Source organism: Listeria grandensis FSL F6-0971 (assembly GCF_000525835.1).
Taxonomy (GTDB): Bacteria; Bacillota; Bacilli; order Lactobacillales; family Listeriaceae; genus Listeria_A; species Listeria_A grandensis.
Map to the genome: position 1 here is coordinate 69,683 of NZ_AODD01000007.1, position 25,753 is coordinate 95,435.

Below are 25,753 nucleotides of genomic sequence, written 5' to 3' on the forward strand. Positions count from 1 at the left end.
CATCTATAATTTTCTTTTTAGTTTTGAAGTTTGTTTTCAGTAGTACTTGGTTCACATCAATTGGTATACCTGTAGCTACTTGTATAATGTTATCTATCACGTCAATTTATAGATTTAAAGAAAAGTGACAGGAAATTTTACATGGTAGAGGATACTTGTTAGGAAGAATGAAGCGCGGCCTTCACACAAATTGAATAGGTACTAAAAATGAGAGTATGCCACAAAATCGGCGTGCTTTTTTCAGTCGCAAAATCTGTTCTCCCTGTCCATTTTAGTGTATGATAAAAAGGTAAGCTAAATCGAGAGAGGACGTGGTGGCATGAAGTTGACTGTGTTTGGTCATTGGGGCGGCTATCCGAAAGTGGATGAGGGAACGTCGAGTTATTTATTGGAAGAGGATGGGTTTAAGCTATTGATTGATGTCGGTGCGAGTGCCGTTTCTATTATGCAAAATTATGTCGATCCAAATGAGATTGATGCGGCGATTATTTCGCATTATCATCCGGATCATGTCGCGGATGTTGGGATTATGCAGCATTATCGATTGATTGGTGGGATGAACAGGGATGTGCCGGTCTTGCCGATGTATGGGCATGAGGAGGATGCGCGTGGCTTCTCTTATCTTTCGATGCCGAATGTGTCGGAGGGTATTGCTTATGATCCGAGTAAGCCGCTCCATGTGGGGCCTTTTACAATCACGTTTTTGAAGACGGTGCATCCGGTTGTTTGTTATGCGATGCGAATGGAGGCGAACGGGAAGGTGTTTGTATTCACGGCGGATTCTGCCTATCAGGAGTCGTTTGTTCCTTTTGCGAAGGGTGCGGATTTATTGATGGCGGATACGAATTTCTATAAAGAGTTGGCTGGGACGAGCAAGATTCATATGGCGAGCACGGAGGTTGGCAAACTGGCGCAAGATGCTGGTGTGACGACGCTATTGTTATCGCATTTGCCGCAGTTTGGGGAGTTGGCAACGCTGAAGTCGGAAGCGGCGTCGGCATTTGATGGACAGATTGTGTTGGCTGAAAAGGGCTTGATTATCGAGTTTTAAGGAGGAAATAAGGCGTGTATTTTATAGATAATAAGAATATGTTAGATCCAACGATTAATTTGGCGGTGGAGGAATTTATTTTGACGGAGCTTGATTTGGACGAGCCGGTGCTGCTTTTCTATATTAATCAGCCGTCGATCATTATTGGGCGTAACCAGAATACGATTGAGGAAATTAATACAGACTATGTCGCCAAAAATAATATCAAGGTTGTGCGTCGTTTATCGGGCGGTGGCGCGGTGTATCATGATGAGGGCAATCTGAATTTCAGCTTTATTACGAAGGATGACGGTGATTCGTTCCATAACTTTGCCAAGTTTACGCAACCGATTGTAACGGCTCTGAAAAAGCAGGGCGTGAATGCGGAGCTAAAAGGTCGCAATGATTTGCTGATCGATGGTTTTAAGGTGTCTGGAAATGCACAGTTTGCAACGAAGGGCAAGATGTTTTCACACGGGACGTTGATGTTTGATTTGAATATCGATCATGTGGTGGCATCGCTGAAGGTGCGCAAGGACAAGATTGAATCGAAGGGCATTAAGTCGGTGCGTAGCCGTGTTGCCAACATTTCGGAATTCATGGAGCAAAAAATGACGACAGAAGCGTTCCGCGATTTGCTGTTATTGGATCTTTTTGAGGTATCGGATGTGGCGGATGTGAAGGAGTATGTGCTCACGGAAGCGGATTGGGCAAAGATTCATGCGATTTCTGCGAAGCGTTACAACAATTGGGATTGGAATTACGGAAAGTCGCCGAAGTTTAACTTGGAGCGGACGAAGCGTTTCCCAGTTGGCGGCATTGATGTGCGTCTGGATGTCGTGAAAAGTGTGATTGCAGATGTGAAAATTTTTGGTGATTTCTTCGGTGTTGGCGATGTCACGGAAATCGAGGATAAGCTTCGCGGGGTGAATTACGAGCGCGAAGCAATAGAAGCGGCGTTAAAAGGGACGGATATGAAGCATTATTTCGGTAATATAACGATGGAAGATTTTTTAGATTTAGTGTATTAAGTGATGAAAAAGAGTGCGAGCCAGATGGTTTGCGCTCTTTTTTTGGAATCTGGAAAAATGTTAACTTTCGAACGGTGGTATTATTTTCAAATTAGCGGGAAATCTGGTATATTAGAGGTAAGAAAACTTGTTTGACAGTTTTCGATTTACTTCATATCTGAACACGGCAGAATGATTTTTTGTTTTAAGAAAGATAAAAAAACAGATTATTCAAAAAGGGAGTGATGAAGTGAGCAATAAATTGCAGATCGGAAACATGTCAGAAGCGGATACATATTTATTTAATACGGGGAATCATTTTCAAAGTTATCAGCTTATGGGATGTCAGTTTGCAGTGGATGCGTCTGGGAATGAGGGTTTTTCATTTCGAGTTTGGGCTCCGAATGCGCGTGAAATTGCCATCGTGGGTGATTTTTGTGATTGGGAGACAGGATTGAAGTTAGAGAAAAAGGGGGAAACGGGGATCTGGGAAGGGTTTTCGCTTTCGGCAAAGCATGGACAGCATTATAAGGTACTCGTTGTGGATCAAAAGGGGCATCAGAAATTGAAGATGGATCCGTACGCGTTTTCGTTTGAGACACGACCAAAAGATGCGGCTGTTGTGACGAAGTTGCCTGATTTTAAATGGTCGGACGGACGCTGGATGGCCAAACGAAAACGGAAATCGGTGTATGAGGCACCACTAAATATTTATGAGGTACACGCTGGATCGTGGCGCAAGCCGAAAGACTCAGATGTGGAATTTTATACGTTTGGAGAGTTGGCGGAGATGTTGATTCCGTATGTGGTGGAGATGGGATTTACGCATATTGAGTTTATGCCGCTCATGGAACATCCGTTAGACGCGTCATGGGGCTATCAGATCACGGGTTATTATGCGTTATCGGCGCGTTACGGGAGTTTGGAGGAATTTATGGGCTTCGTGGATGCCTGCCATGCGGCGAACATTGGTGTGATTATGGATTGGGTTCCAGGCCATTTTTGTAGAAATGATAATGCGTTGGCCTATTTTGATGGGACGCCACAATTTGAGTATTGGAAGTCGTTTCAGGCGGATAATGTGCGCTGGGGGACGCTCAATTTTGATTTGTCAAAGGCCGAGGTGCACAGTTTTCTGATTTCGAATGCGTTGTTTTGGATTGAGATGTGTCATTTGGATGGATTGCGTGTCGACGCGGTGTCGGCGATGATTTATTTGGATTATGATGAGGGGTATTGGGAAGCAAATGAGGACGGGAACAACTTGAACAAGGCTGGCATCGCTTTTGTGCAAAAGTTGAACACGGAGGTTTTTAAACGGTATCCAGATTTGTTGATGATCGCAGAGGAAAGCACGGCGTATCCGAATGTGACGATGCCGGTGGACGCGAATGGGCTCGGCTTTAATTATAAGTGGAACATGGGATGGATGAACGATATTTTGAAGTTTTTCGAGATGGATCCGTTGTTTCGTAAGGACCATTTTAACCTTGTCACGTTTTCGTTTATGTACATGTTTAAGGAAAATTATATCTTGGCGTTGTCCCACGATGAGGTGGTGCACGGCAAGAAATCGATGATGCACAAGATGCCGGGTGATCGATATAACCAGTTTGCTGGTCTCCGAACGTTAGAGGCATTTTTGATGACTCATCCAGGTAAAAAGTTGAATTTTATGGGTAACGAGACGGGGCAGTTTTTGGAATGGAAGTTTGCGGAGGAATTGGAATGGGCCGATTTGAAACAAGATTTGAATCATCAGTACCAGTTCTTTGTGCAGACGCTAAATGAGTTGTATGTGGATCATCGTGCGCTATTTGAGCAGGATCATGTGCCAGAAGGAATGGCGATTTTGGATGCGGATAATCGCGATGAGTCGATTTTGACGTTTATTCGCCAGGGTGTGAAGCCGCGTGAGTTGCTGATTGTGGCGTGTAATTTTGTCCCAGTAGAAAGGCAACACGTGCGGATTGGTGTGCCTTATGAGGGCGTTTATACAGAATTGCTGAATACGGAGTCGCGTGAGTTTGGTGGAACGTGGGATGTCGCGCAACCGGAAATGCGTACGATGGATGAGGGACATAATGGACAACCATTTAGTATAGAAGTAATCTTACCAGCGATGAGTGTACTGATTATTAAGCCGAAACGAATAAAAGGATATAAAAAGGGCGGTGAAAGGGATTCGTTAGTAAAAGGCGGACCCAGATAATGATGAAAAATGACATGATTGCAATGATTTTAGCAGGTGGACAAGGCTCAAGGCTCGGTGATTTAACGAAGACAATGGCAAAACCGGCTGTCTCGTTTGGTGGGAAATACCGGATTATTGATTTTTCGCTCAGTAATTGTTCGAATTCGGGGATTGATACGGTCGGTGTGGTGACACAGTATCAGCCACTGGAGTTGAATGAACATATTGGAGATGGTTCTTATTTCGATTTGGATTATAAGAGTGGTGGCGTGACGATTTTGCAACCGCATCTCAGTTTAGAAGGGGAAAAGTGGTTTAAAGGAACGGCGCACGCGATTCATCAAAATGTGAGTTTCATTGATAGTCATGATCCGGAGTATGTATTGATTTTGTCGGGGGATCATATTTATAAAATGGATTACGAGAAAATGCTCGATTACCATAAGGCGAAAAATGCGGCGTTAACGGTTGCGGTTATTGAGGTGCCAATGGAAGAGGCATCGCGATTCGGAATTATGAACGTGGATAATACAGAGCGAATTATTGAATTTGATGAGAAACCAGCGGAGCCGAAAAGCAACTTGGCATCGATGGGGATCTATATTTTTAAATGGAGTCTTTTGAAGCAATATTTGAAAGAAGGCCAGACGAAAGATATTGATATGAGCGACTTTGGTAAAAATATCGTACCGGCTTATTTGAATAATGGAGAGCACATTTTTGCGTATCGGTTCTCTGGGTATTGGAAGGATGTTGGAACGATTTCGAGCCTTTGGGAGGCAAACATGGAGTTTATCGATCCATGTCATGAGCTCAATATCCGCGACCGGGAATGGCGGATTTACTCGAAAAATCCAATCGCGCCACCGCAACATATTACGAAACAGGCCGATGTGAAGAATGCTCTAATCGTCGATGGTTGTTATATTAATGGTCAGGTGAAGCATTCGATCTTGTCGCAAAATGTCAAAATTGGCGAGAATAGTGTGATTGAGGATAGTATCATCATGCCAAATTCGGTGATTGGGAAAAATGTGGTGTTAAAACGGGCGATCGTTGGGGAAAATGCGGTTATTGCGGATCATGTGGAAATTATAGGTGGGGACGAGATTGAAGTTGTCGGCCACCATGAGATGATTGGAGTGTCGGAAGATGAAGGCTAATAAAATTTGTGGGATCTTAAATTTGTCGGAAATTAAAGAAGGATTACAGCCTTTGACGAAAAACCGGCCTCTTGCTGCGATGCCTTTTGCGTGTCGTTACCGGTTGGTTGACTTCCCGTTATCGAATATGACCAATGCGGGAATTAATACGATTGCGATGTTTTTGAACGAGAATAATCGGTCGTTGTTTGACCATATTCGAAGTGGTAAGGAATGGGATTTGAACACGATGTATGGCGGTTTGTTCGTATTTGATGAGCGAAATGCGGATGACTTTTCGCAGGAGAATTATGATAATAGTCTGAACTTCTTGACGAAATCGGCGACGGAATATGTCGTGATAATGGGCAGCAAGATGATCTGTAATATCGATTTAAAGGCAGTTTTACAGCATCATAAGCAGCAGGATGCGGATGTGACGGTCGTTTATAAACGAATTGCGACACCGATTGAGCCTTTAGATCATGAACATTTGACGACGTTTGAACTCAGTCCGGAAGGTGCGATTTTGGCGAATACGGTCGTTGAGAAAACAGAGCAAGTGGCGGAGCACAGCGCGCTTAGCTTGGAGATCTATTTGTTGAAACAGGAGTTGTTGGTAAAACTGCTTGAAAATTACCGGGAAACAGGTCGGGATTTCTCGTTGGATGCGGTGATGAAGCAGGCTGTGGAGCACACGAATGCCAATGGTTTTGAGTACACGGGCTACATGCGCCAAATCTATTCGGTGAACTCGTATTTTGAGGGGAATTTTGATATGCTGGATGACCGTGATTTAACGGGATTGTTCCAAGAAAATCAAAAAATCCATACGAAGGCTAAAAATGAGGTACCGACGTTTTATGCGGAAGAATCGGATATTACGGATTGTCTTGTTGCCAATGGTTGTTTGTTGCGGGGAACAGCGACGCATTCGTTGATCTTCCGGAATGTAACATTGGATGCGGGTGCAGATGTGAAGCATTCGATGATTATGCAGGGCGCGAAGGTTGGTGCGGGTGCTAGGCTAGAGTATGTGATCGCGGATAAGAAGAGCGTAATTGCACCAGGTGTCGAATTAATCGGCACGAAAGAGCAACCGATTGTTGTGAAAAAAGATGAACAGATTGAGGCCAACAGAGGAGCGGAAGTGTAATGAAAGTTTTATTTGCAGCAGCAGAAGTGTTTCCTTTTGTGAAGGTCGGCGGACTAGCGGATGTGGCGTATGCCTTGCCGAAAGAACTCGTGAAACAAGGTGTTGATATTCGGGTCGTGTTGCCGTTTCATACGAAGATAGCGGAAGAATTGAAGGCGGAGATGGAGGATCTGACGCAGTTTACGATCGATGTTGGCTGGCGCAAGCAGTTTTGCGGTGTGAAAACGTTGATGCGTGATGGCGTACGATTTTATTTTATAGATAATCTGTATTATTTTGATCGACCTAATGTGTATGGGGACTATGATGATGCGGAGCGTTATGCGTTTTTCTCGATGGCGGTTTGTGAAATGATGGAGAAAATTGACTTTATTCCAGATTGGTTGCATGTGAATGATTGGCACACGGGGATTATCCCGTTACTTCTTGCTGATAAATATGATTGGATTGAGGCGTATCGAGGCATTCGGACGGTGCTAACGATTCACAATTTGCAATTCCAAGGGATTTACTCGCCACAAGTGTTGGAAGAATTGCTTGGAATTGGATGGCAGACGTGGCATGAGGACGGGATAAAGTACTATGATAACGTGAATTTTATGAAGGGTGCGATTCAGTTTGCAGACAGAATCACGACGGTGAGTCCGACGTATGCCAAGGAGATTCAGACGCCGCTTTATGGGGAACGCTTGGATGGATTACTGCGAGCCAACGCCTGGAAGTTGTCGGGGATTTTGAATGGAATCGATCAGGAGTTGAATGATCCGATAAGTGATCCACTGATTCCGAATCATTTTACGAAAGCAGATTTGTCTGGGAAAGCGGCGAACAAGGCTACGATGCAAAAACGGCTCGGTTTGCCCGTGCGTGCAGATGTTCCGCTTATCATCATGGTTTCGCGACTGACACATCAAAAAGGATGCCATCTACTTGAAGCAAGCCTAGATGAGTTGCTTCAAAAGGATATTCAAGTCGCTGTGCTCGGCAAGGGTGAGCAGAGCTTTGAAGATTCATATCGCTTTTTTGCACACGTTTATCCAGAGAAAATGTCGGCGAATATTGATTTTGATATCGGTTTTGCGCAACAGCTTTACGCGGCGGGAGACATACTGCTGATGCCTTCATGGTTTGAGCCATGTGGGATTTCACAGCTGATTGCGATGCGCTATGGGACGCTTCCAGTCGTACATGAAACAGGTGGTTTGAAGGATACCGTGACGCCGTTTAATCAATATACGAATGAGGGCACGGGCTTTAGTTTTAACAAGTATGAGGCAAGTGTTTTCAGAAATATATTGTCGATGGCGATTGATGTCTACCAAGAGGAACCTGCTGTGTGGCAACAAATTGTAGGACAGGCGATGGACAAGGATTATAGCTGGGAAGCTTCAGCCAAAAAGTACAAGGGTATCTACGAGGAATATTGATGTTAGGAAAAGGCATAGCTTTACAGACCCGATAAGGAGGAATCATATTGAAAATTAGTAAGGAGCATTTTAAGAAAGAGTATAGGCGTTCATTGACGAGCCTTTATGCCTCTGAAATTCATGATTTGACGCCCTTGGAACAGTACATCACGTTGGGGAGTGTAGTGAAGGATTACACGGCTCAAAATTGGATGCAAACAAAAAAAGAATATCAGCAGGATCAAGCAAAGCAAGTCTACTATTTTTCGATTGAATTTCTACCTGGGAAGTTATTAAAAAGCAATTTGTTGAATTTAGGTATTTTGGACAAGGTGCGTGAAGGTTTGGCCGAGCTTGGTGTCGATTTTGCTAAGTTAGAAGCGATTGAGGCTGATCCAGGTTTAGGGAATGGTGGTTTGGGGCGTTTGGCGGCTTGCTTTATGGATTCGATGGCAACTTGTGATGTTCCAGGAAATGGGAATGGAATTCGTTATCGTTATGGGCTGTTTAAGCAGAAATTTGTGAATGGTTACCAGGTCGAATTACCGGATGACTGGTTGAGACATGAGAATGTGTGGGAAACGAGGCGCGAAAATAAGGCGGAAATTGTGCGCTTTTTCGGAGATGTGCATTTGGAAGAGGACGCGAATGGTCAAATCAAACCAGTTTATTCGCACACAGAAGATATTTTAGCGGTGCCCTATGATACGGCGATGACGGGTTATGAAAATGACACGGTCAACAATTTGCGACTTTGGTCTGCTGAGATTCCACCGAGCGAAGAGATGGACTACTTTTCGGAGGAGCGTCGGAAATCGATTCATAGTATTTCGGAAATGCTCTATCCGGATGATTCGAATTATGATGGCAGGTTGTTGCGCCTGAAACAGGAATACTTTTTCGTGTCGGCGGGCGTGCAGAGCATTATTCGTTATTACCGGAAGTTAGGCGTGCCAATGGAGCATTTAGCAGAGAAGATTTCGATTCATATTAATGATACGCATCCGACGATGTGTATTCCTGAATTGATGCGAATTTTACTAGATGAAGAGGGCTTGAGTTGGGACGCGGCATGGACGATTACGATGAAGACGTGTTCTTATACGAACCATACGATTATGGCTGAGGCGCTTGAGAAGTGGCCAGAGCAGATGGTTTCGAATCTAGTGCCACGGATTTATCAAATCATTTGCGAGATTAATCGCCGTCATTTAGATAGTATGTCGCCGCTTTATGGCGTGAATTTTACGCAGCGAACAGCGATTATTCAAGATGGTATCATTCATATGGCGCATTTAGCGATTATTGGTAGCCATAGCGTGAATGGTGTTGCGAAACTGCATACGGATATTTTAAAAGAGAAGGCCTTGCACGATTTTTATTTGGCGTATCCTGCCAGATTTAATAATAAAACGAATGGTATTACACATCGCCGCTGGTTGCTCCTTAGCAATGAAGGTTTGAGCGACTTGATCAGTGATTATATCGGTACCGAGTGGAAGAAAAAACCGAATGAGTTATACTTATTGAAAGCTTTTAAAGAAGATTCCGTACTGCTTGAAAAATTAGAGCAAGTGAAGTTTGAGAACAAGCAACGTTTGGCAGCCTATGTGGAAGAGACGATGGGCATCGAGATTGATCCGAATGCTGTATTTGACGTCCAAATCAAGCGACTTCATGCGTATAAACGCCAGCTCTTGAACGTACTCCATATTTTATCGATGTATTTGAAGTTGAAAGAATCGCAGTCAGGTGAGGAAATCGTGCCGCGCGTCTTCATTTTCGGTGCCAAAGCCGCGCCGAGTTACTCTTACGCCAAGGAAATTATCAAACTAATCAATGCTGCGGCAGACATGATTAACAATGACACGACGATTGATAACAAAATTAAAATCGTGTTCGTGGAAAATTACGGTGTGACACTAGCGGAAAAAATAATTCCAGCGGCGGACATTAGTGAGCAAATTTCGCTTGTAACAAAAGAAGCATCGGGGACGAGTAATATGAAATTGATGCTAAATGGTGCCATCACACTTGCGACGCTGGACGGCGCCAATGTGGAAATTCGTGATAAAGTCGGGGACGAGAACATGTTATTGTTTGGGATGCAGGACGCGGAGTTGTATCATTTTTACGATTCTAATTCGTATCATTCACATGAGATTTATGATCATAATCCACGGTTGAAGCGCTGTATAGATGCACTGGTAGATGGTACGATTCCGAACATAGAGGCAGAGGGGCGCGAGATTTTTGATTCGCTTCTGAAGTATAATGATGAATATTTCGTGTTGAAGGATTATGACTCATATGTGCAGGCGCAGTCACGAATTGATGGTCTATACCGAGATCGCAAAAAATGGAATCAGATGTCTCTGTTAAATATTGCGAACGCGGGAGATTTTTCGTCGGATTATACGATTATGAATTATGCGGATGAAATTTGGAATGTGCATCACAATAAAAATTTGTGACGAGAGGAAGTTTAAATAATGGCGAAAGTAGTTGTATTTGATTCGTGGAATGCGTTATATAAACAGCCTTTTGGCGCAGTGAATGCGAGCGCGACGGTCGATTTTCGGATCGATATCGCGCTTCCTTACGTTGCAAAAGTAGAGCTGAAAATCCATAAAGATGGTATGGAGGAACAGAGTTTTGAGATGACGCATGAGCAAGGCATCGCGTATATTGTTTCTTTTAAACCGTATGCGGCGACTGGTCTTTATTTTTACTACTTCAAAATTCAGCAAAACTTCGATACGGAAGTGCGGACGACATATTATTTTAATAATCGTGGTATGGAAGGCGGAGAAGGCTTTTTTACTGAGAATTATGATGATGTTTGTACGTATCAGTTGACCTGTTTTGAATATGCGGATAAAGCACCGGAATGGTATCAGAATGCGGTTTTCTATCATATCTTTGTCGACCGTTTCTTCAATGCAGACGACCATGTGCGCGTGCCAAAGCCTGATTCTTTTATTTACGCAAGAACAGAGGATACACCATATTATATTAAAAATGACAAAGGCGAAATTGTGCGCTGGGAATTTTTCGGTGGAAACTTAGATGGCATTCAGCAAAAGTTGGGCTATTTGAAGGAGCTGGGTATCACGGGTCTGTATTTAAGCCCGATTTTTGAAGCGAAGAGCAATCATAAATACGATACCTCTGATTACAAAAAAATAGACCCAATGTTCGGCGATGAGACGATTTTTGCAGCATTGATTCAAGCGGCTAACGAGCATGGCATGCGGATTATTTTGGATGGTGTTTTCAACCACGTTGGGGAAGATAGTATTTATTTTAATCGCAATGGCCATTTTGATTCGGTTGGTGCGTATCAGAGCGTGGATTCGCCGTACCATCACTGGTTTACTTTTCAGAATTTCCCGGATCAGTACGATACGTGGTGGGGTGTCAGTAATCTGCCCGTGGTGAACAAGCGGAATGCGGATTTTCAGCGGTTAATTTACGCGGATAAGGACAGCGTGATTGATCATTGGACGTCGCGCGGAGTTGCTGGTTGGCGGCTAGATGTGGCGGATGAGCTTCCAGATGCGTTTATTGGTGGGATTCGGCAAACATTATTAAAGTATCCAGATCGCGTTTTAATCGGTGAAGTCTGGGAGGATGCCACGAATAAAATTGCTTATAATGAGAGGCGCCACTACTTGGAAGGGGGCATGCTGCAAGGCGTGATGAACTATCCTTTCCGACAGATTATTATTGATTTGTTGAACGGGGATCTCACAGCACAGCAAGCAGTACAAAAAACGATGGCAATTAAGGAAAACTATCCTGCTGAGGCACTCGCCGCAAACTTGAACAATATTGGAACGCATGATACCGCCCGTATTTTCACGATGTTATTGGAAAATAAAGCAAAGTTGCGATTGGCCGTTTACTTATTGATGGTTTTGCCAGGGGTGCCATGCGTGTATTACGGTGACGAGGTAGGTCTGACAGGCGGCGCAGATCCAGATAATCGCAAATTCTATCCGTGGGGACGCGAAGACGCTGATATTAGCGAATTTTATCGTGCAGCAATCAAGCTACGCAATACAAACGAGGCGCTACGAAAAGGGGAATACCATCCATTTTCCCTCGGTGTATTATTCGGTGTTGTTCGCCACGTAGACGAGGATAACTGGCATGTTTTCATTATGAATCCAACCCATCAAGAGCAAGAAATTGATCTTACAAAAATTTATCCACAGCGCGAAGACTGGATTCCAATTGTACAGGCAGCCAAAATTCAAAAAAACAAAATAGCACCATATGGATTTTTTTTCGTATAAGCAAAAGAAAAGAGAAGATTAGCGTTTTTTCAATAAGCGCTAGCCTTCTCTTTTTTCGCTGTTATAAACTAGAAATGACTTCTGCAGTTGAACGAATTCGGCCCATCCGCGGGAAAATAGTTTGGCATACGTAATCATGCATCGTTTTATCAGAAGCCCCCATAATGTCCTCCACAAAAACCTGATCATAGCCTAGTTGGAAAGCATCGCGCGCTGTGGTATCCACGCCAATACCGGTCGATACGCCACCAAGTACAATCGTATCAATTCCACGACGCCGCAATTGCAAGTCGAGATCGGTGCCATGAAACGCACTCCATTGCCGCTTAGTCATCGTGTAAGTTCCCTTTATCTCTGCAAGTTCTGGCACGAGAACATCCCAGCCATCAGGAAAGGCCGTTGCCGCACTTGCTGGTGCGTCTGTCGTTGGATTTAACGAATCTTTATCGTCCAAAAAGGAGACTCGCACCAAAACAATGAAACCACCTTTCTCCGTAAAGGATTGAGCTAATTGCCGAGATCGTTCAATGATCTCCTCGGGGCTATGCGGTGCGCTATTTCTTCCGATAATACCATTTTGTAAGTCGATTAACACAAGTGCCGTTTTTTCGATTTGTAAATTCATTTTGTTTGTTCCCTCCAAGTTTTGTTTGCGGTGATTTCACGCGCATTAAGCTTTTTGAACACTTTAAAATAAACCCAGATCGCGTTGACTAAAAGCAGGGCGCTAGTGATGAAAAATACATACTGTATGCCCAGCAAAGCCGCGATTTGACCGCCGAATACAGCACCAGTAAAGATGCCGAGATACCCAGCTGAATTCGTAATCCCAAAGACACGACCAGTGAATTCGGGTGGTGTCATTTTTTTTATCAAAATATTAACAGAAGGATTCAACCCAGCAACCGCGAGTCCGAGAATAAAGCGAAGCGCGATCAGCTCCCAAGGACTGCGAACGAAGGCTTGGGGAATAAAAACAATCCCTGCAACAATCAGTGCGACAAAAATAACGCGTTGTGCCCCAATTCGATCTGAAAGCTTACCGAGGCGTGGCGCTGCGATAATGCTTGCGAGTCCAGATGCTGAAAATGCGAGTCCAGACAAAAATGCAATGTGTGAAGTGCCGTGGGCGAGTTGTTGCATGTATACCGTGATGATTGGTTCCACCGAATAAAGCGCAAGTGTCAGTGTAAAGAAGGTGACAAACATCGTCAAAATAAAACTCTTATTCGGCAATGCACGCCAAATCTCTTTTGTATTCAACACTTTTTTATCCGTGCGCACGAAATGTTCTTTTACAAACAATGCCGTCAAAATAAAAGCGACGAACAACAGCCCACCCGTGATGAAAAAGACATTTTGCAAGCCGAAATGTTCTGCGATAACGCCGCCAACAAGCGGACCGAGTAGTGAGCCCGTAATGGCACCCGTCGAAAGTGTACCTAGCGCCCAACCAGCATGTGCCTCATCGGTTTGCGTCGCCACAAGCGCTGTACAAGCTGTCGCAAAACCAGTTACGACGCCTTGCAAAGTACGGAGCGCAATCAGTTCATACACATTGTGCGTAAATCCCATACATCCAATAATAATGGCCATTCCGAGACTGGCGCGAAGCAACATCGGTTTTCGACCAAAACGGTCAGCCGCTTGTCCCCAAATCGGTGAAAAGATAGCTGACATAATAAAGGTGATTCCAAACGTTAAGCCTGATATCTGAGCCACAAGTGCTGCATTATCAACGCCTAGATGCTTTATGTAAAGCGGTAAAACAGGAGCAATTTGACTCATACCGATGCTAGTCACAAACGTTCCAAACCAGCAAACGATTAAATTTCTCTTCCAAATCGGCATGTGAATCCATCTCCTCAAGTTATCTTATACAATAACAACTTAATTATAAGAGATAAAATCTCATGAAACCATGCATAATATTAAAAACCATGGACATTTCTATTATAATATTCTGTGGGACTGATACCTTCATGTTGCTTGAAGAGTCGACTAAAATAAAATTCGTCAGTAAAACCTAGTAAGCGTGCCACATCTTTTACCTTTTTTGTCCCATCCATCATGAGCTCTTTCGCAAGATCTATCTTGATCTTATTAAAAAAGACAATCACAGGATAGCCAGTTGTTTCTTTGAATATACGCGACAAGTATGCAGGGGAGAGCTGCACAAGTTCTGCCAGTTCATTGAGCGTGATATTTCCATGAATATGTTGCCGCATATAATCAATCACTTTCTCCACTTTTAGGCTCGTGGCATAGTTTTTATGTTGCTTTCGGAGGTTTTGATCAATCACGATTAATAGCTGTTGAAACAATGTTTTCACGACAAACTCATATCCAGGCAATTTTTCATGCCAGCGAATCACTACATTTTCAAATGCTTCACTAACAGCATAATAATCTTGCAAAACAGAGACTGGTGGTAAAGATAGCCGCTGCGTTTCAGACACAATCGTCCACATATTATTAGTGAAACCAACGCGCCCATAGCTGAAATGTACCGTGAGAAATGATGCTGGTCGCGCCTGGCTTGTTTCGATCGAATGCCAAACATTGGCCGGAATGTAAAAAAGCATGCCTTCGTGGAAATCTAATGCCTTATCTGCCATTCGATATTTTCCCGAGCCACCAGTAACGAGGACTAATTCATGATGTTGCAATGTTCTCGTTAACTTCTTCGCAAGTATCCCCGAACCACTAGTCTTGCCACCGTTGCAATAATGAATATGAAAAAAAAGCTCCTGTATACCCATCGTGTCCTCCTAGTTTGTATCTTTCTTTTTTGATCCCATCCAACGCTCCAACCGCTTGCCAGCATACCATAAAACAGCGACAATCACGATCAAAATCAGTAGTTTCACAGGATGTTGTATAATATCACGCAAATCATATCCGATATAACTGATTGCAAAAACTTTAATGACCTTCCCGCCAATCAATGCCATCAAAAATTGGAAAAAACGAATTTCCGATAAAGCAGCGACAACATTGACTGCAGAAGAAGGCGTAAACGGCATCACGAGTAAAATGAAGATTGGACCAAACCCGTGTTCATCGATCCAGTCCATAACCTTGCGAACATGCCTATGATGCGTAATAAACCGCAAAAACCTAGTCTGACCAAATTTCCGCACGATCCAAAACACGCACAGACTACCAAGTATGGCGGCAGAACATGAAATGATAAATCCCCAAACAAGCCCATATGCGCTCACGTTGACAATAACAAATAAAGAGAACGGTAAAAATGGTAGAAACGCCTCAATAAATGGTAAAAAGAACGCCAACAAAGGCCCGAAAGCGCGGTAGGACTGCATCCATTGCATTATATTATCATACGAGAAAAACTCTTTCAACGAGTTATACCAATCCATCATCGTTTATCCCACCCTAAACCAGTTTTCTATTATTTTCTCACAATACCCGATAAAATGCAGTTTTAAGCCTTGAATCCAAAACAAAACCATACTTTCTCCAGTTGAGAGAAAATACGGTTTTATCAATCTCTAGTTCGCTTTTTGGTTCATAAATGTAGGATGGGGACGGCTTCACTGTTTATGCGAGATGCTTCAAAGCCATAACTTTCAGCCACGATATACAAAGGACGATCCTTGACCTCATCATAAATTCGACCAATATATTCACCGATCATTCCTAAAATAATAAGGACAAAGCCACCAAACAAAAGTTGAATAATAATCATGGAAGACCAACCACTTACCGTTGTATTCGTAAATAATGTCTGGAAAAGTATGATGAACATATAGATGAATCCAGCGCCAGACAAAGCTACACCGGCATAACTTGCTAATTTTAACGGTTGGTACGAAAAAGAAGTCATTCCGTCCATAGAAAGTTTTAACATTTTTTTAAGTGGGTATTTTGTTTCGCCGGCTGCCCGTTCATCGCGCTCGTATGCTAAGGCGGTTTGTTTGAAACCGAGCCAACTCACCAAACCACGAACAAAAGGATTTTTCTCGTTTAGCTTTTTGAGCTCGTTGTAGACTTTTTTATCCATGAGGCGGAAATCCCCGGTATCAACAGGAATCTCCACATCAGTTAATTTATGCAACGCCCGGTAGAACATCTTCGCGCTCCATTTTTTGAAAAAGGTTTCGCCATTACGCTTGATTCGCTGTGCATAGACAACATCATAGCCTTGTTGCCATTTCTGCACCATCTCTGGAATTAGCTCCGGCGGATCTTGCAAATCTGCGTCGATAATAATAACGGCATCCCCATTTGCATAGTCCGTGCCTGCTGTAATCGCGATTTGATGGCCAAAATTTCTTGAAAAAACAAGGCATTTGACGTGTGGATCTGTGAAGCTAAGCTCCTGAACGAGTGATGGAGTGGCATCTTTACTACCATCATTGACGAATAGGAGTTCATAGTCCATAGCCAAATCTTCCATCACGTTCTTTAAGCGATGATATGTTTGCTCGATGACTGCTTCTTCGTTATAAAGTGGAATAACTACAGATATTTTTGTCGTCATACTACTCAATCCTCCCCGTTAAGCTTGTAAAGCGTACCGCCAGATTTTCCGCCGCCAGGGCCGCCTTGCATGCCACCGCGACTTGGGAAATTCTGACTCGTTGTTGCACTCGTCGTCACATCCGTTGTCTGATCGCTCCATTCAGAGTTATTCACTTTGGTACCATTTTCTTCAACCCACTTCACAACATCGGAGCTACTACCTTTATTATTCGATGGTAAGTAGAAGTACTTGATTTTTCCATCTTTAATCATTTGTTTTAATTCATCTACTGTCAAAATTGGATCGGTTCCGTTGAAGCCGCCGAGTGCCATGACAGATTTGCCTGTTTTAATAATGTAAGGTGCAGCTGTAGAAGCGTCTGTGGTACCAAATAAGAATTCCGTTCCGTTACTATTTTTCTCTACATAAGCGAGTAATTTTTCGTTGATCGTCGCATTAGCAAAGCCGCTACCACTGCTTGTTTTTAGTTGAGGTCCAGCCTCAGGAAGCGCGCTATTGCCACCGTATATCATCGGGGTTAACGCCCAATAGGTTGGTGCGAGAAGTAGTGCGATGAGAGAAGCTACGGCGATCCAAGAAGTCCATGCAGGTTGTCGATGCTTGAGGATGAATAATACTGTGGCAAGCCCAAGTCCGGTAACGCCTGCGACACCCATCCAAAGCACTGAATATTGCGCGATAAAGAACATTTGTAAAGCAGTTGTCACCACAATTGCGCTTGGCAATAAATAACCTGGTACGCCCGTATTTTTACGATATAAATGGAGTAACGCCATGAATCCAGCACCAGTTAAGGCTGCGATTGCAGGAGCTAACATGATTAAATAATAATGGTGGAAAAAGCCTGCGATACTAAAGAAGCCTGCAACTGGAATGAGCCATGCCATCCAAAAAGCCATTTCTTTTTGTGCTGTATTCCATTGGAAGAAGCGACGTTTGCGGCTCCAATTAGCGATAAAGATAGCTACGATGCCAAACAATGCCATTGGTAATAACCAACTAATCTGATCGCCTAGCGCCGTTTGGAAAAGACGCAATGGACCAGCTGTACCAGTACCAAACATGCCCGTTCCGCCCATCATTTTCGAGCCGCCACCTCGATTTCCATTAGGGCCACCACCTTGCATACCACCATTTGGGGGCTGAGGTGGTTGACCAGACATCGACTGGCCATTTTGAGCGGATTCTGTTGATGCATCGGGTGCGATATTATCATTGTTTGAGCTGGAACCTGGAGAAGTCATTTGCGAATTCGTGCTTGCATTTGTTCCCGTTTCTTGACCTAATAAGCGCTCCATACCATTGTAACCGAATGCGAGTTCCAACACGGAGTTTGTTTGGCTGCTCCCGATGTATGGTCGCTCACTTGCTGAGGTGTTATCCACGATGACGGCCCATGAAACTGAAACGCCAAGCATCATCACGAGGGCGATGACGAGATGAAGTGCTTTTTTCTTCCAATTACATTTTGCTACAATGAAATAGAACAATAAGAAGGCTGGGACGACCATATAAGCTTGCAACATCTTGACATTAAAGCCAATCCCGATCAAGGCAAACGCAAGGAGTAGGAAGCCAATTTTGCCTTTTTTCACAGCTTTAAATAGTGTCCATGTCCCGAGCAATAGGACAAAGACGAGAATGCTATCCACGTTATTCGTCCGACTCACAGCTACTGCAATCGGCGTTGTTGCCATAACAAGCGCCGCAATCCGAGCTGCCCATTTGCCAAACGTCGGCTTTATGAGGAAATAAAGCAATAAGACCGAGCCCACACCAGCGAGGGCTTGCGGTAAAATAACGCTCCAGCCGTGAATACCAAAAATAAGGGCACTAATCGTTTGTAACCAAAGCGCAACAGGAGGCTTATCGACTGTCACAAACCCCGAAGGATCAAGCGCTCCATAGAAAAAATTCGACCAACTTTCCGTCATACTTGTCACAGCTGCCGTATAATAGGGATTTACCGTATCATCATTCCATACACCCCCAAAATTAAGAAACGCAGCGAGTACTGCTATACCAATTAAATACCAATCAATCCGTCGTTGTTTCACCATTCCATTCACTTCCTTTATTACTGATAAGCTAAGTGTATCTAGCAAATATGAAGAAAGAATGAACAATTAGGGAAATTAGTTTTAAATATGGATTTTCAGAATAAAGCATAGATACAGTATTGCAGATAATCTGAAATTTTTTTTCAAAAAAACCCTTGCCAAATGCTTATAGTAGTGATAATATATTAAATGTTGCTAGAACAAATTGTTCTAAACTATGCGGGTGTAGTTTAGTGGTAAAACTACAGCCTTCCAAGCTGTTGTCGTGAGTTCGATTCTCATCACCCGCTCTTAAATATGTTATCAACGCAGTGTTTCGACCTTTATAAGCGAAGCATTGCGTTTTATTTTACTCGAAATGCTGAATTGGGTAACAGGAAGGCAGTCCTATTTCATTCGACTACATATGGAGGCTCTAGATCGGGAAGATACCCTCATAAGAGCCACAACAAAGCTGGATCCGGTTGCTTAAAGCCATATTTTCATCTTACCAAAAGTCAAAAGATACTAAGAACTGAGGTGCGAACCTTGCAAAATATAGATATGAACGACTTAAAACAAGACATCATCGCGTATGCAGATGAAATAGGTATTCAAAAAATAGGATTTGCTTCGGCTGATCCTTTTTTGGAATTGAAAGCGCGGTTAGAAGTCGCTGCGAAAGAGGATGTTTTAACTGGTTTTGAACATCCAAATATCGATGAACGTGTTTATCCCGACTTGATTTTTAAGGAGCCGCGGTCGATTATTGCGATTGCGCTTGCCTATCCTTCAAAAATGAAGAATGAACCGGTGAGCAGAAAAGAAGCGAGGCGCGGCATTTTTTCGCGTGCCTCATGGGGAACGGATTACCATACGGTGCTTCGCGAAAAACTGACCTTACTGGAGGCTTTTATCGCAGAACGAGTTCCGGATGCTCGTTTTAAATCCATGGTAGATACGGGCGAGTTTTCTGATGTGGCGGTGGCAGAGCGAGCGGGCATTGGTTGGCGTGGCAAGAATACGCTTTTGATATCGCCGGAATTTGGCTCTTTTATTTATTTAGGGGAGATGCTGACGAATTTGCCGCTTGCGTCGGATAAACCGATGGGGGATTTGTGTGGCGATTGCAATAAGTGTGTCGAGGCTTGTCCTACGGGGAGTTTGCTCGGGGAAGGCAAGATGAATCCGAAGATTTGTCTGAGTTATTTGAGCCAGACGAAAGGCTTTTTGGATGAAAAATATCGGGATGTGTTGCATAATCGATTATATGGTTGCGATACGTGCCAGTCTGTTTGCCCGTACAATCGGGGACATGACTTTCATTTCCATGAAGCGATGGAGCCGGATCCAGAGCTTGTGAAACCGGAATTAAAGCCATTACTTTCTATATCAAATAAAGAATTTAAGCAAAAATTTGGTCCGATGGCTGGGTCTTGGCGTGGCAAAAAGCCGATCCAACGCAATGCGATCATCGTGCTTGCGCGTTATAAGGATAAGACGGCTGTGCCCGAGCTCATTCGTTGCATGACAGAAGATCCGCGTCCGGTGATTCGGGGAACGGCAGCCTGGGCGCTTGGAAAAATTGGCGGCGAAGAGGCAGAACAGGCGTTATTGCGAGCGGAAGAACAAGATACAGAAGTACTCGCAGAAATTACGCGAGCAAAGAATTTAATAGGAGCAAGGTGAAAAAATTGGCAAATCATATTGTGCTTTATCAACCAGAAATTCCGGCAAATACGGGTAATATTTCAAGAACGTGTGCAGGAACGGATACGTACTTACATTTAATTAGACCGCTCGGGTTTTCGACGGATGACAAGATGCTTAAGCGAGCAGGGCTTGATTATTGGGATCATGTGAAATTGAACTACTATGATTCCATCGAGGAGTTTTTTGAAAAAAATGAGGGTGGTGAATTTTATTTCATTACAAAATTCGGACGCCATTTGTACAGTGATGTCAACTATCAAGATACGGACAAAGATTATTTTTTCATTTTTGGGAAGGAAACGACAGGGTTGCCGGATGCCATTTTAGAGGCGCATGAGGAGACTTGTTTGCGGATTCCGATGACGGATCATATTCGGTCGCTAAACCTTTCGAATACGGCAGCTATTTTAATTTATGAATGTTTGCGACAACAGCAGTTCGGCGCGCTAGATCAGATGCCGCACTATGATCGTAAAATTTTTAAAGATTAGGGGATGAGTGGGATGAACGAAACGATTGAGGGGATTCTGAGTCATTATTCGGTACGTGAATTCACAAAAGAGGCATTGACAAAAAGTGAGATTGAACTGCTCGTTAAAAGCGCACAGGCAGCCTCTACATCAAGTTTTGTGCAAGCATACTCCATAATCGGTGTCACGGATACAAAGTTGCGTCAGGAGCTCTCTGCCATTGCTGGGAACCAGGACTATGTCGTTCAGACTGGACAATTCTTTGTTTTTGTCGCGGATTTGTCACGGCATCACGAAATTGGTAAAGCGCGAGGCGTGGAAACGAACTCCTTGTCATCCATGGAACGGCTACTTGTGGCAACAGTTGACGCGACATTGGCTGCACAAAACATGGCCATTGCTGCAGAATCGATGGGCTTTGGTATTTGTTATATCGGCGGCATTCGCAACGACCTTGCGAAAGTTTCGGAGTTGTTGCACATTCCAGATTATGCGACACCGCTATTTGGCTTGACAATTGGACATCCGAAGGCGAATTCAGAACCGAAGCCGAGACTTGCTACAGCCCTTGTTTATCACGAAAATCATTTCCAATCAAAAACAATGGATGACTTCAAAATGTATGACGATACCATCCGCGATTACTATGCAGCTAGAACTGGTGGCAAGCGTGTGGAAGGTTGGACGGATCAAATTGAACGCGGTTTGAAACACCCAACAAGGAAAGATTTGAAAGACTTTTTAGCTAGTAAAAATTTAGGAACAAAATAGAAAACACACTAAGATGAGCAGGTAAGACCATGACCGTGGTTTTACCTGCTCATCTTAGTATATTTTGATGTCTATAAAACAAATTCTTTAGTACTTGTAGAGGGAAATAGCGCGAAGATATGTCTAAATATGCCAGCCCTTATTTCATATATCCAAGGATTAAATCTTGCTCGGCTTGTATCTCTAGTTTACGAAGAAGCAAGGTATATTGATATAAAGCGGAGTTTGAGCATGTGAACTTGTTTTGTTGGAGTTGTTGAAAAAGATATTCCAGTGTAGCTGTAAAGACAAGATGGAAGCAGTGAACTGTTTCTAACAATGGCGTTCCGATATCTTTTCGATCTTCTCCGACATTTTGAAAGACGGATGTACTGACATAATTCTGCTGCAGTTGTTGATTGACCGTGTGAAAGAGTTGTGTGATTTCCTGCGCCTGTGTCATAAGGAATCCATCATATTCTTTTCGCTGTGCATATTCTTCGGTCTGTGTATAATAAGTAGAAATCCAATAGCGAACAATATTTTCTCTATTTTGTTCGACATATTGAAAAATTTTTTTGCACCATACGAATACCTCACTTTCTAATACTACCATTCTATTTTTATTATACTGTCTTGGCGCATAAAAAGATAGCTGGTTAGCCATTGTTCACGGAATTGTCGGAATTATGGAGATTTTGTGTAGCATGTCTCCTTTCAGTATAGATCGAATGCTCGGAAAGGGTGCTTTTGTCAATATGTAATGTTGCGTATAATTCTTTTCTGGTCTGGAAAATATAAATCAATCTGAGCTCAAAGTTCCCTTCACAACTCGCTCGCTATCCGCCCAAATTTCCGCTATACTATAAAGTAATAAAGTTCAAAAAGGAGGACCACATGAATACAAATGAAGTGATGCAGCAGCTCGAATTCCTCGGTTCTGAGCAAACAAAAAACACCCTCTGTAAACATGGCGCTAACGAGCCCATTTTTGGTGTTAAAATCGGGGACATGAAAAAATTTTTAGTTAAAAAAATAAAGGACCAAGATGTTTCGCGAGAACTTTTCGAGACCGGGAATTATGATGCTCAGTATTTAGCTGGCTTAACCATTGATCCAAAAGAACTTACAAAAGAAGAACTTCTAAACTGGGCAGAAATTGCAAATTGTCCCGCTATAAACGAAGCTATCGTAGCAAGCCTCGCAGCAGAAACGCCATACGCAACCGAACTCGCAAAAATATGGATGGCGTCGAGCGAAGAACGAATGGTGGATACTGGATGGAGCTGTTACGCTAATTATTTATCACTGGCACCGAACGAGGAAATTAACGAAGTCGAGGTGTTCACTCTTTTAGAAAATGTCGAAAAAAATATTCACGATGCCAAAAACAGCGTGAAATATACGATGAATCAATTTGTCATCTGTACCGGAACCTACTACCCGCCTCTACTTGAAAAAGCCATCTCTGTTGCAAAAAACATCGGCCAAGTTCACGTAGATATGGGTGACACCTCATGTAAAGTTCCACTGGCAACTGACTACATTGAAAAAGTGATTGAAAAAGACCGTGTCGGAAAAAAACGGAAACGCGCCATTTGTTAGATACGTCTTGTGAAATCAAATTTGTTTCGATGGTTCTATGTATAGTTAAATAATCACATCAGATAGAGGTAAAAAGTTTTTTTATTGCTAATACTGTACAATAAAACTATTATATACTTGCTACATGCAAACAAGGTTACAAGTGGCCAGGATTACTATCATAATGATTGGAAATCATTATGAATAAAAAGATGACAGTATCAGCATGTTGTTATGGCAACTAAATCAAAAATATTAATTGGAGCGAAGATAATAATGTTTTTTATCATTCCGAGAGTCATATATGGCGCATATATTTGGGAATGGATGGAATCATAGATAAGCTATCCAAAGTCTATACTATTCATGGAGTAGGAAGTAGCATTCAATATGTTTATACTTACTTATTTCCAAACGCTATGATTATTTTGAAACAGAATACACCCAATCACATTGTCCATTATTATCACAGGCAAAAAGAAGAACCTTACAACAAGTGTCATAAGGTCACCTCTTTGCATATATTAATAAATGATTGAAAACTATCCACTATTCTTACTTACTAAAACAAATCAGTTGTTGCTATAATGAAAAACGCTCTCGAATTGCATTAAGAAGTCCTTCGCAACCTGCGCTAACGAGTCGTTCGGTTTCGTCGAAATTCCCTGTGTAATACGGATCGGGAACATCCGTTGTCTCCTCAACTGCTACAAAATCCATCAACTTTTTCAAAACAACGGGGCTATCTGCTGGTTTTAAAGCCTCTAAGTCTTGCATATTCGAGCCATCCATACCGATAACATAATCAAAATCAGCAAAGTCTTCCTGACCGATAAGTCGCGCTCGCATTTGTGAATAATCGATACCGTGTTTCGTCAAGATCTGTTGCGTTCCGCGATGTGGCGGATTGCCTAAATTCCAATTTCCTGTTGCTGCGGAATCAATCCGGATCTGATCACCTAAACCTGCCGCTTCGACTTTTGCGCGAAACATCCCTTCTGCCATCGGAGAGCGACATATATTCCCTAAACATACAAACAATACTCGAACTACCATTCTAATCCTCCCATTCTTTTCGTAATTCTGCCACTTTTTCTGGCCAAAAATGCTGTGATTCAAGCCATGATAACATAGTCGTAACGCGTTTGGGATCTAATTTTCGTCTGAAATAATATATTTGATTTTCAAGCAAGGTAATGCCAATTTGTTGATAAGGCGCTTCTTTCGAATGGAGTAAATGATCCAAATGCGTCAAATACCAGTCTTTCTCTTCACGATCCTCCAGCAACTGCAAGATTTCCAAGGTTTTCGCTACATTGGCCATCGCCAGCATCTGGTCCAATTTTTCAAGCGGATATTCGTACACCATATTCACCGCAAAAGGAGAGAAGTACAGCGAGGCAAGAAAACGATCAAAATCTTCTGCTACAATGAGCGTTTGCAATGTTTCAAAATCTACATAAATCACGCAAGGTTCCGCGGTTTGATAATCCAATCCAATGTAACGGTGCCCATCTTGATGGAAATAAACTTGGACACCGGGTAAATCGACATCTTGTGCTTCGGGAATCCGTATCTGAAGTTCATCTAAGCCAGCGAACGTATAAATTTCAGCGTCCGCCAGTCCATAGGAAGTAGGCTCTGCGACGGGAAAATGATTTTTTGCAAGCAAACCACCATTATGTACGCGCAACAATGCCTTGTAAGTATCAGGTAAAGAAACACCATGTTTATGCTCCCATGCCGCAATTTCTGTTTCCGAAGCAGGAGGAGCCGCGTGCAACCAAATATCCATGCCATGCACCTCTTTCTCTATAAATAGTATAGCAAATAGAATCATTTTTGACTCAGATGAACATCAAAAATGATTCTATTCGATTGTTTCAGGTAAATTCTAGCCGAATTGCGTTCACAATGTCAGCCATTGTTTTATCTGCTAATACGTTTTCCATGGCTAGCTGAGCCTCACGTAAAGTATTCTCCATCGCGGTTTGAATGTGTGCACCGACATGGCAATTTGGGTTCGGATTATCATGAAACTGGAACAACTCACCATCTGCAACGCTATCCACAGCTTTATACACTTCGAGCAGTGTAATTTCATCTAGCGGCTTAAGGAGTGTTGCCCCACCGGTTCCAGCTCTCACAGCGATGAGTCCAGCTTTTTTTAGTTGGCCACTAATGCGCCGGATCACGACAGCATTTGTATTAACGCTCCCTGCAATTTGTTCGGAGGTTAATGGTAGCTCTTCGGTAGCAATTAGTGATAAAATGTGAGTAGCAACTGTAAAACGACTACTTATTTTCATGCAAACCAACTCCTTTGTAACCATTGTAGTTACAAAACAAACAGATGTCAACTATGTTTTAATTTCAGTCAGAGTGGTACAAATGATTGTGAGGCATAACACGATTGGACAAATAGGAAAAACTAGTTTATAATCATTA

22 protein-coding genes and 1 tRNA gene are annotated in these 25,753 nt (G+C 42.9%); 13 read left to right on the top strand and 10 right to left on the bottom strand.

Features of this window, described 5'->3' with window-relative positions; genetic code table 11:
* The first annotated feature begins 319 nt into the window (after positions 1 to 319).
* From PGRAN_RS06350 to PGRAN_RS06385, 8 genes are all read left to right on the top strand, one after another.
* Positions 320 to 1,051 carry an MBL fold metallo-hydrolase gene (locus PGRAN_RS06350; RefSeq protein ID WP_036065970.1) on the top strand — a complete coding sequence of 244 codons (732 nt, stop codon included), beginning with the start codon at positions 320 to 322 and terminating at the stop codon, positions 1,049 to 1,051.
* Between the two features lie 14 nt (positions 1,052 to 1,065).
* A complete protein-coding gene (locus PGRAN_RS06355; RefSeq protein WP_036065971.1) occupies positions 1,066 to 2,061 on the top strand; it encodes a lipoate--protein ligase in 996 nt (331 codons plus the stop codon).
* A gap of 229 nt (positions 2,062 to 2,290) precedes the next feature.
* The gene (gene glgB, locus PGRAN_RS06360; RefSeq protein WP_241433294.1) at positions 2,291 to 4,252 is read left to right on the top strand and encodes a 1,4-alpha-glucan branching protein GlgB; all 1,962 of its coding nucleotides are present in this window, start codon (positions 2,291 to 2,293) and stop codon (positions 4,250 to 4,252) included.
* A 2-nt stretch (positions 4,253 to 4,254) separates the two neighbouring features.
* A complete protein-coding gene (locus PGRAN_RS06365) occupies positions 4,255 to 5,397 on the top strand; it encodes a glucose-1-phosphate adenylyltransferase (protein ID WP_036066001.1) in 1,143 nt (380 codons plus the stop codon).
* Positions 5,387 to 6,532: a glucose-1-phosphate adenylyltransferase subunit GlgD gene (gene glgD, locus PGRAN_RS06370; protein WP_036065972.1), complete on the top strand. Its 1,146-nt coding sequence runs from the start codon at positions 5,387 to 5,389 to the stop codon at positions 6,530 to 6,532. The genes PGRAN_RS06365 and glgD overlap by 11 nt, the downstream gene beginning before the upstream one ends.
* Positions 6,532 to 7,959 carry a glycogen synthase GlgA gene (gene glgA / locus PGRAN_RS06375; RefSeq protein WP_036065974.1) on the top strand — a complete coding sequence of 476 codons (1,428 nt, stop codon included), beginning with the start codon at positions 6,532 to 6,534 and terminating at the stop codon, positions 7,957 to 7,959. The genes glgD and glgA overlap by 1 nt, the downstream gene beginning before the upstream one ends.
* A 47-nt stretch (positions 7,960 to 8,006) precedes the next feature.
* On the top strand, positions 8,007 to 10,412 hold the full coding sequence (locus tag PGRAN_RS06380) for a glycogen/starch/alpha-glucan phosphorylase (RefSeq protein ID WP_036065975.1): 2,406 nt from the start codon (positions 8,007 to 8,009) through the stop codon (positions 10,410 to 10,412).
* 18 nt (positions 10,413 to 10,430) lie between these two features.
* Complete coding sequence (locus PGRAN_RS06385) at positions 10,431 to 12,239, top strand: glycoside hydrolase family 13 protein (RefSeq protein WP_036065976.1); 1,809 nt, start codon at positions 10,431 to 10,433, stop codon at positions 12,237 to 12,239.
* A gap of 61 nt (positions 12,240 to 12,300) precedes the next feature.
* On the opposite strand, the gene PGRAN_RS06390 is transcribed toward PGRAN_RS06385, so the two are convergent.
* The 6 genes from PGRAN_RS06390 to PGRAN_RS06415 form a co-directional block, all read right to left on the bottom strand.
* Complete coding sequence (locus tag PGRAN_RS06390; RefSeq protein WP_036065978.1) at positions 12,301 to 12,864, bottom strand: isochorismatase family protein; 564 nt, start codon at positions 12,862 to 12,864, stop codon at positions 12,301 to 12,303.
* The gene (locus PGRAN_RS06395; RefSeq protein ID WP_036065979.1) at positions 12,861 to 14,090 is read right to left on the bottom strand and encodes a multidrug efflux MFS transporter; all 1,230 of its coding nucleotides are present in this window, start codon (positions 14,088 to 14,090) and stop codon (positions 12,861 to 12,863) included. The genes PGRAN_RS06390 and PGRAN_RS06395 overlap by 4 nt, the downstream gene beginning before the upstream one ends.
* 80 nt (positions 14,091 to 14,170) lie before the next feature.
* Positions 14,171 to 15,001 carry a helix-turn-helix transcriptional regulator gene (locus PGRAN_RS06400; protein WP_036065980.1) on the bottom strand — a complete coding sequence of 277 codons (831 nt, stop codon included), beginning with the start codon at positions 14,999 to 15,001 and terminating at the stop codon, positions 14,171 to 14,173.
* 9 nt (positions 15,002 to 15,010) lie between these two features.
* A complete protein-coding gene (locus PGRAN_RS06405; RefSeq protein WP_036066002.1) occupies positions 15,011 to 15,622 on the bottom strand; it encodes a TVP38/TMEM64 family protein in 612 nt (203 codons plus the stop codon).
* A gap of 149 nt (positions 15,623 to 15,771) precedes the next feature.
* Entirely contained in the window at positions 15,772 to 16,746 is a 975-nt protein-coding gene (gene gltA / locus PGRAN_RS06410) for a glycosyltransferase GltA (RefSeq protein WP_036065981.1), read from the bottom strand.
* Positions 16,747 to 16,751: 5 nt separating this feature from the next.
* A complete protein-coding gene (locus tag PGRAN_RS06415; protein ID WP_036065983.1) occupies positions 16,752 to 18,809 on the bottom strand; it encodes an ArnT family glycosyltransferase in 2,058 nt (685 codons plus the stop codon).
* Between the two features lie 219 nt (positions 18,810 to 19,028).
* Here PGRAN_RS06415 and PGRAN_RS06420 point away from each other — a divergent pair.
* From PGRAN_RS06420 to nfsA, 4 genes are all read left to right on the top strand, one after another.
* Positions 19,029 to 19,099, top strand: a tRNA-Gly gene (locus tag PGRAN_RS06420).
* Positions 19,100 to 19,352: 253 nt separating this feature from the next.
* On the top strand, positions 19,353 to 20,477 hold the full coding sequence (gene queG / locus PGRAN_RS06425; RefSeq protein WP_036066004.1) for a tRNA epoxyqueuosine(34) reductase QueG: 1,125 nt from the start codon (positions 19,353 to 19,355) through the stop codon (positions 20,475 to 20,477).
* A 5-nt stretch (positions 20,478 to 20,482) separates the two neighbouring features.
* Positions 20,483 to 20,992, top strand: coding sequence for a tRNA (uridine(34)/cytosine(34)/5-carboxymethylaminomethyluridine(34)-2'-O)-methyltransferase TrmL (trmL, locus tag PGRAN_RS06430; RefSeq protein ID WP_036066005.1), 510 nt, complete (start codon positions 20,483 to 20,485; stop codon positions 20,990 to 20,992).
* Between the two features lie 12 nt (positions 20,993 to 21,004).
* A complete protein-coding gene (nfsA, locus tag PGRAN_RS06435) occupies positions 21,005 to 21,742 on the top strand; it encodes an oxygen-insensitive NADPH nitroreductase (protein ID WP_036065984.1) in 738 nt (245 codons plus the stop codon).
* A gap of 139 nt (positions 21,743 to 21,881) precedes the next feature.
* On the opposite strand, the gene PGRAN_RS06440 is transcribed toward nfsA, so the two are convergent.
* Positions 21,882 to 22,388, bottom strand: a complete 507-nt coding sequence (locus tag PGRAN_RS06440; RefSeq protein WP_149024000.1) for a hypothetical protein — start codon at positions 22,386 to 22,388, stop codon at positions 21,882 to 21,884.
* Between the two features lie 230 nt (positions 22,389 to 22,618).
* Between PGRAN_RS06440 and PGRAN_RS06445 the strand changes: the two genes are divergently transcribed.
* Positions 22,619 to 23,326 carry a DNA alkylation repair protein gene (locus PGRAN_RS06445; RefSeq protein ID WP_036065986.1) on the top strand — a complete coding sequence of 236 codons (708 nt, stop codon included), beginning with the start codon at positions 22,619 to 22,621 and terminating at the stop codon, positions 23,324 to 23,326.
* Between the two features lie 561 nt (positions 23,327 to 23,887).
* On the opposite strand, the gene PGRAN_RS06450 is transcribed toward PGRAN_RS06445, so the two are convergent.
* From PGRAN_RS06450 to PGRAN_RS06460, 3 genes are all read right to left on the bottom strand, one after another.
* On the bottom strand, positions 23,888 to 24,361 hold the full coding sequence (locus PGRAN_RS06450) for a low molecular weight protein-tyrosine-phosphatase (RefSeq protein WP_036065988.1): 474 nt from the start codon (positions 24,359 to 24,361) through the stop codon (positions 23,888 to 23,890).
* A gap of 1 nt (position 24,362) precedes the next feature.
* Entirely contained in the window at positions 24,363 to 25,100 is a 738-nt protein-coding gene (locus tag PGRAN_RS06455) for an SMI1/KNR4 family protein (RefSeq protein WP_036065989.1), read from the bottom strand.
* Positions 25,101 to 25,188: 88 nt separating this feature from the next.
* The gene (locus tag PGRAN_RS06460; RefSeq protein WP_036065990.1) at positions 25,189 to 25,614 is read right to left on the bottom strand and encodes an Rrf2 family transcriptional regulator; all 426 of its coding nucleotides are present in this window, start codon (positions 25,612 to 25,614) and stop codon (positions 25,189 to 25,191) included.
* Positions 25,615 to 25,753 lie beyond the last annotated feature (139 nt).

Excerpts from the sequence above, each read along its gene's own strand:
- PGRAN_RS06350 (WP_036065970.1), top strand. The coding sequence starts at position 320 with ATGAAGTTGACTGTGTTTGGTCATTGGGGCGGCTATCCGAAAGTGGAT.
- PGRAN_RS06365 (WP_036066001.1), top strand. The coding sequence starts at position 4,255 with ATGAAAAATGACATGATTGCAATGATTTTAGCAGGTGGACAAGGCTCA.
- glgD (WP_036065972.1), top strand. The coding sequence starts at position 5,387 with ATGAAGGCTAATAAAATTTGTGGGATCTTAAATTTGTCGGAAATTAAA.
- glgA (WP_036065974.1), top strand. The coding sequence starts at position 6,532 with ATGAAAGTTTTATTTGCAGCAGCAGAAGTGTTTCCTTTTGTGAAGGTC.
- PGRAN_RS06385 (WP_036065976.1), top strand. The coding sequence starts at position 10,431 with ATGGCGAAAGTAGTTGTATTTGATTCGTGGAATGCGTTATATAAACAG.
- PGRAN_RS06390 (WP_036065978.1), bottom strand. The coding sequence starts at position 12,864 with ATGAATTTACAAATCGAAAAAACGGCACTTGTGTTAATCGACTTACAA.
- PGRAN_RS06395 (WP_036065979.1), bottom strand. The coding sequence starts at position 14,090 with ATGCCGATTTGGAAGAGAAATTTAATCGTTTGCTGGTTTGGAACGTTT.
- PGRAN_RS06400 (WP_036065980.1), bottom strand. The coding sequence starts at position 15,001 with ATGGGTATACAGGAGCTTTTTTTTCATATTCATTATTGCAACGGTGGC.
- PGRAN_RS06405 (WP_036066002.1), bottom strand. The coding sequence starts at position 15,622 with ATGGATTGGTATAACTCGTTGAAAGAGTTTTTCTCGTATGATAATATA.
- gltA (WP_036065981.1), bottom strand. The coding sequence starts at position 16,746 with ATGACGACAAAAATATCTGTAGTTATTCCACTTTATAACGAAGAAGCA.
- PGRAN_RS06415 (WP_036065983.1), bottom strand. The coding sequence starts at position 18,809 with ATGGTGAAACAACGACGGATTGATTGGTATTTAATTGGTATAGCAGTA.
- queG (WP_036066004.1), top strand. The coding sequence starts at position 19,353 with ATGAACGACTTAAAACAAGACATCATCGCGTATGCAGATGAAATAGGT.
- nfsA (WP_036065984.1), top strand. The coding sequence starts at position 21,005 with ATGAACGAAACGATTGAGGGGATTCTGAGTCATTATTCGGTACGTGAA.
- PGRAN_RS06440 (WP_149024000.1), bottom strand. The coding sequence starts at position 22,388 with ATGGCTAACCAGCTATCTTTTTATGCGCCAAGACAGTATAATAAAAAT.
- PGRAN_RS06445 (WP_036065986.1), top strand. The coding sequence starts at position 22,619 with ATGAATACAAATGAAGTGATGCAGCAGCTCGAATTCCTCGGTTCTGAG.
- PGRAN_RS06450 (WP_036065988.1), bottom strand. The coding sequence starts at position 24,361 with ATGGTAGTTCGAGTATTGTTTGTATGTTTAGGGAATATATGTCGCTCT.
- PGRAN_RS06455 (WP_036065989.1), bottom strand. The coding sequence starts at position 25,100 with ATGGATATTTGGTTGCACGCGGCTCCTCCTGCTTCGGAAACAGAAATT.
- PGRAN_RS06460 (WP_036065990.1), bottom strand. The coding sequence starts at position 25,614 with ATGAAAATAAGTAGTCGTTTTACAGTTGCTACTCACATTTTATCACTA.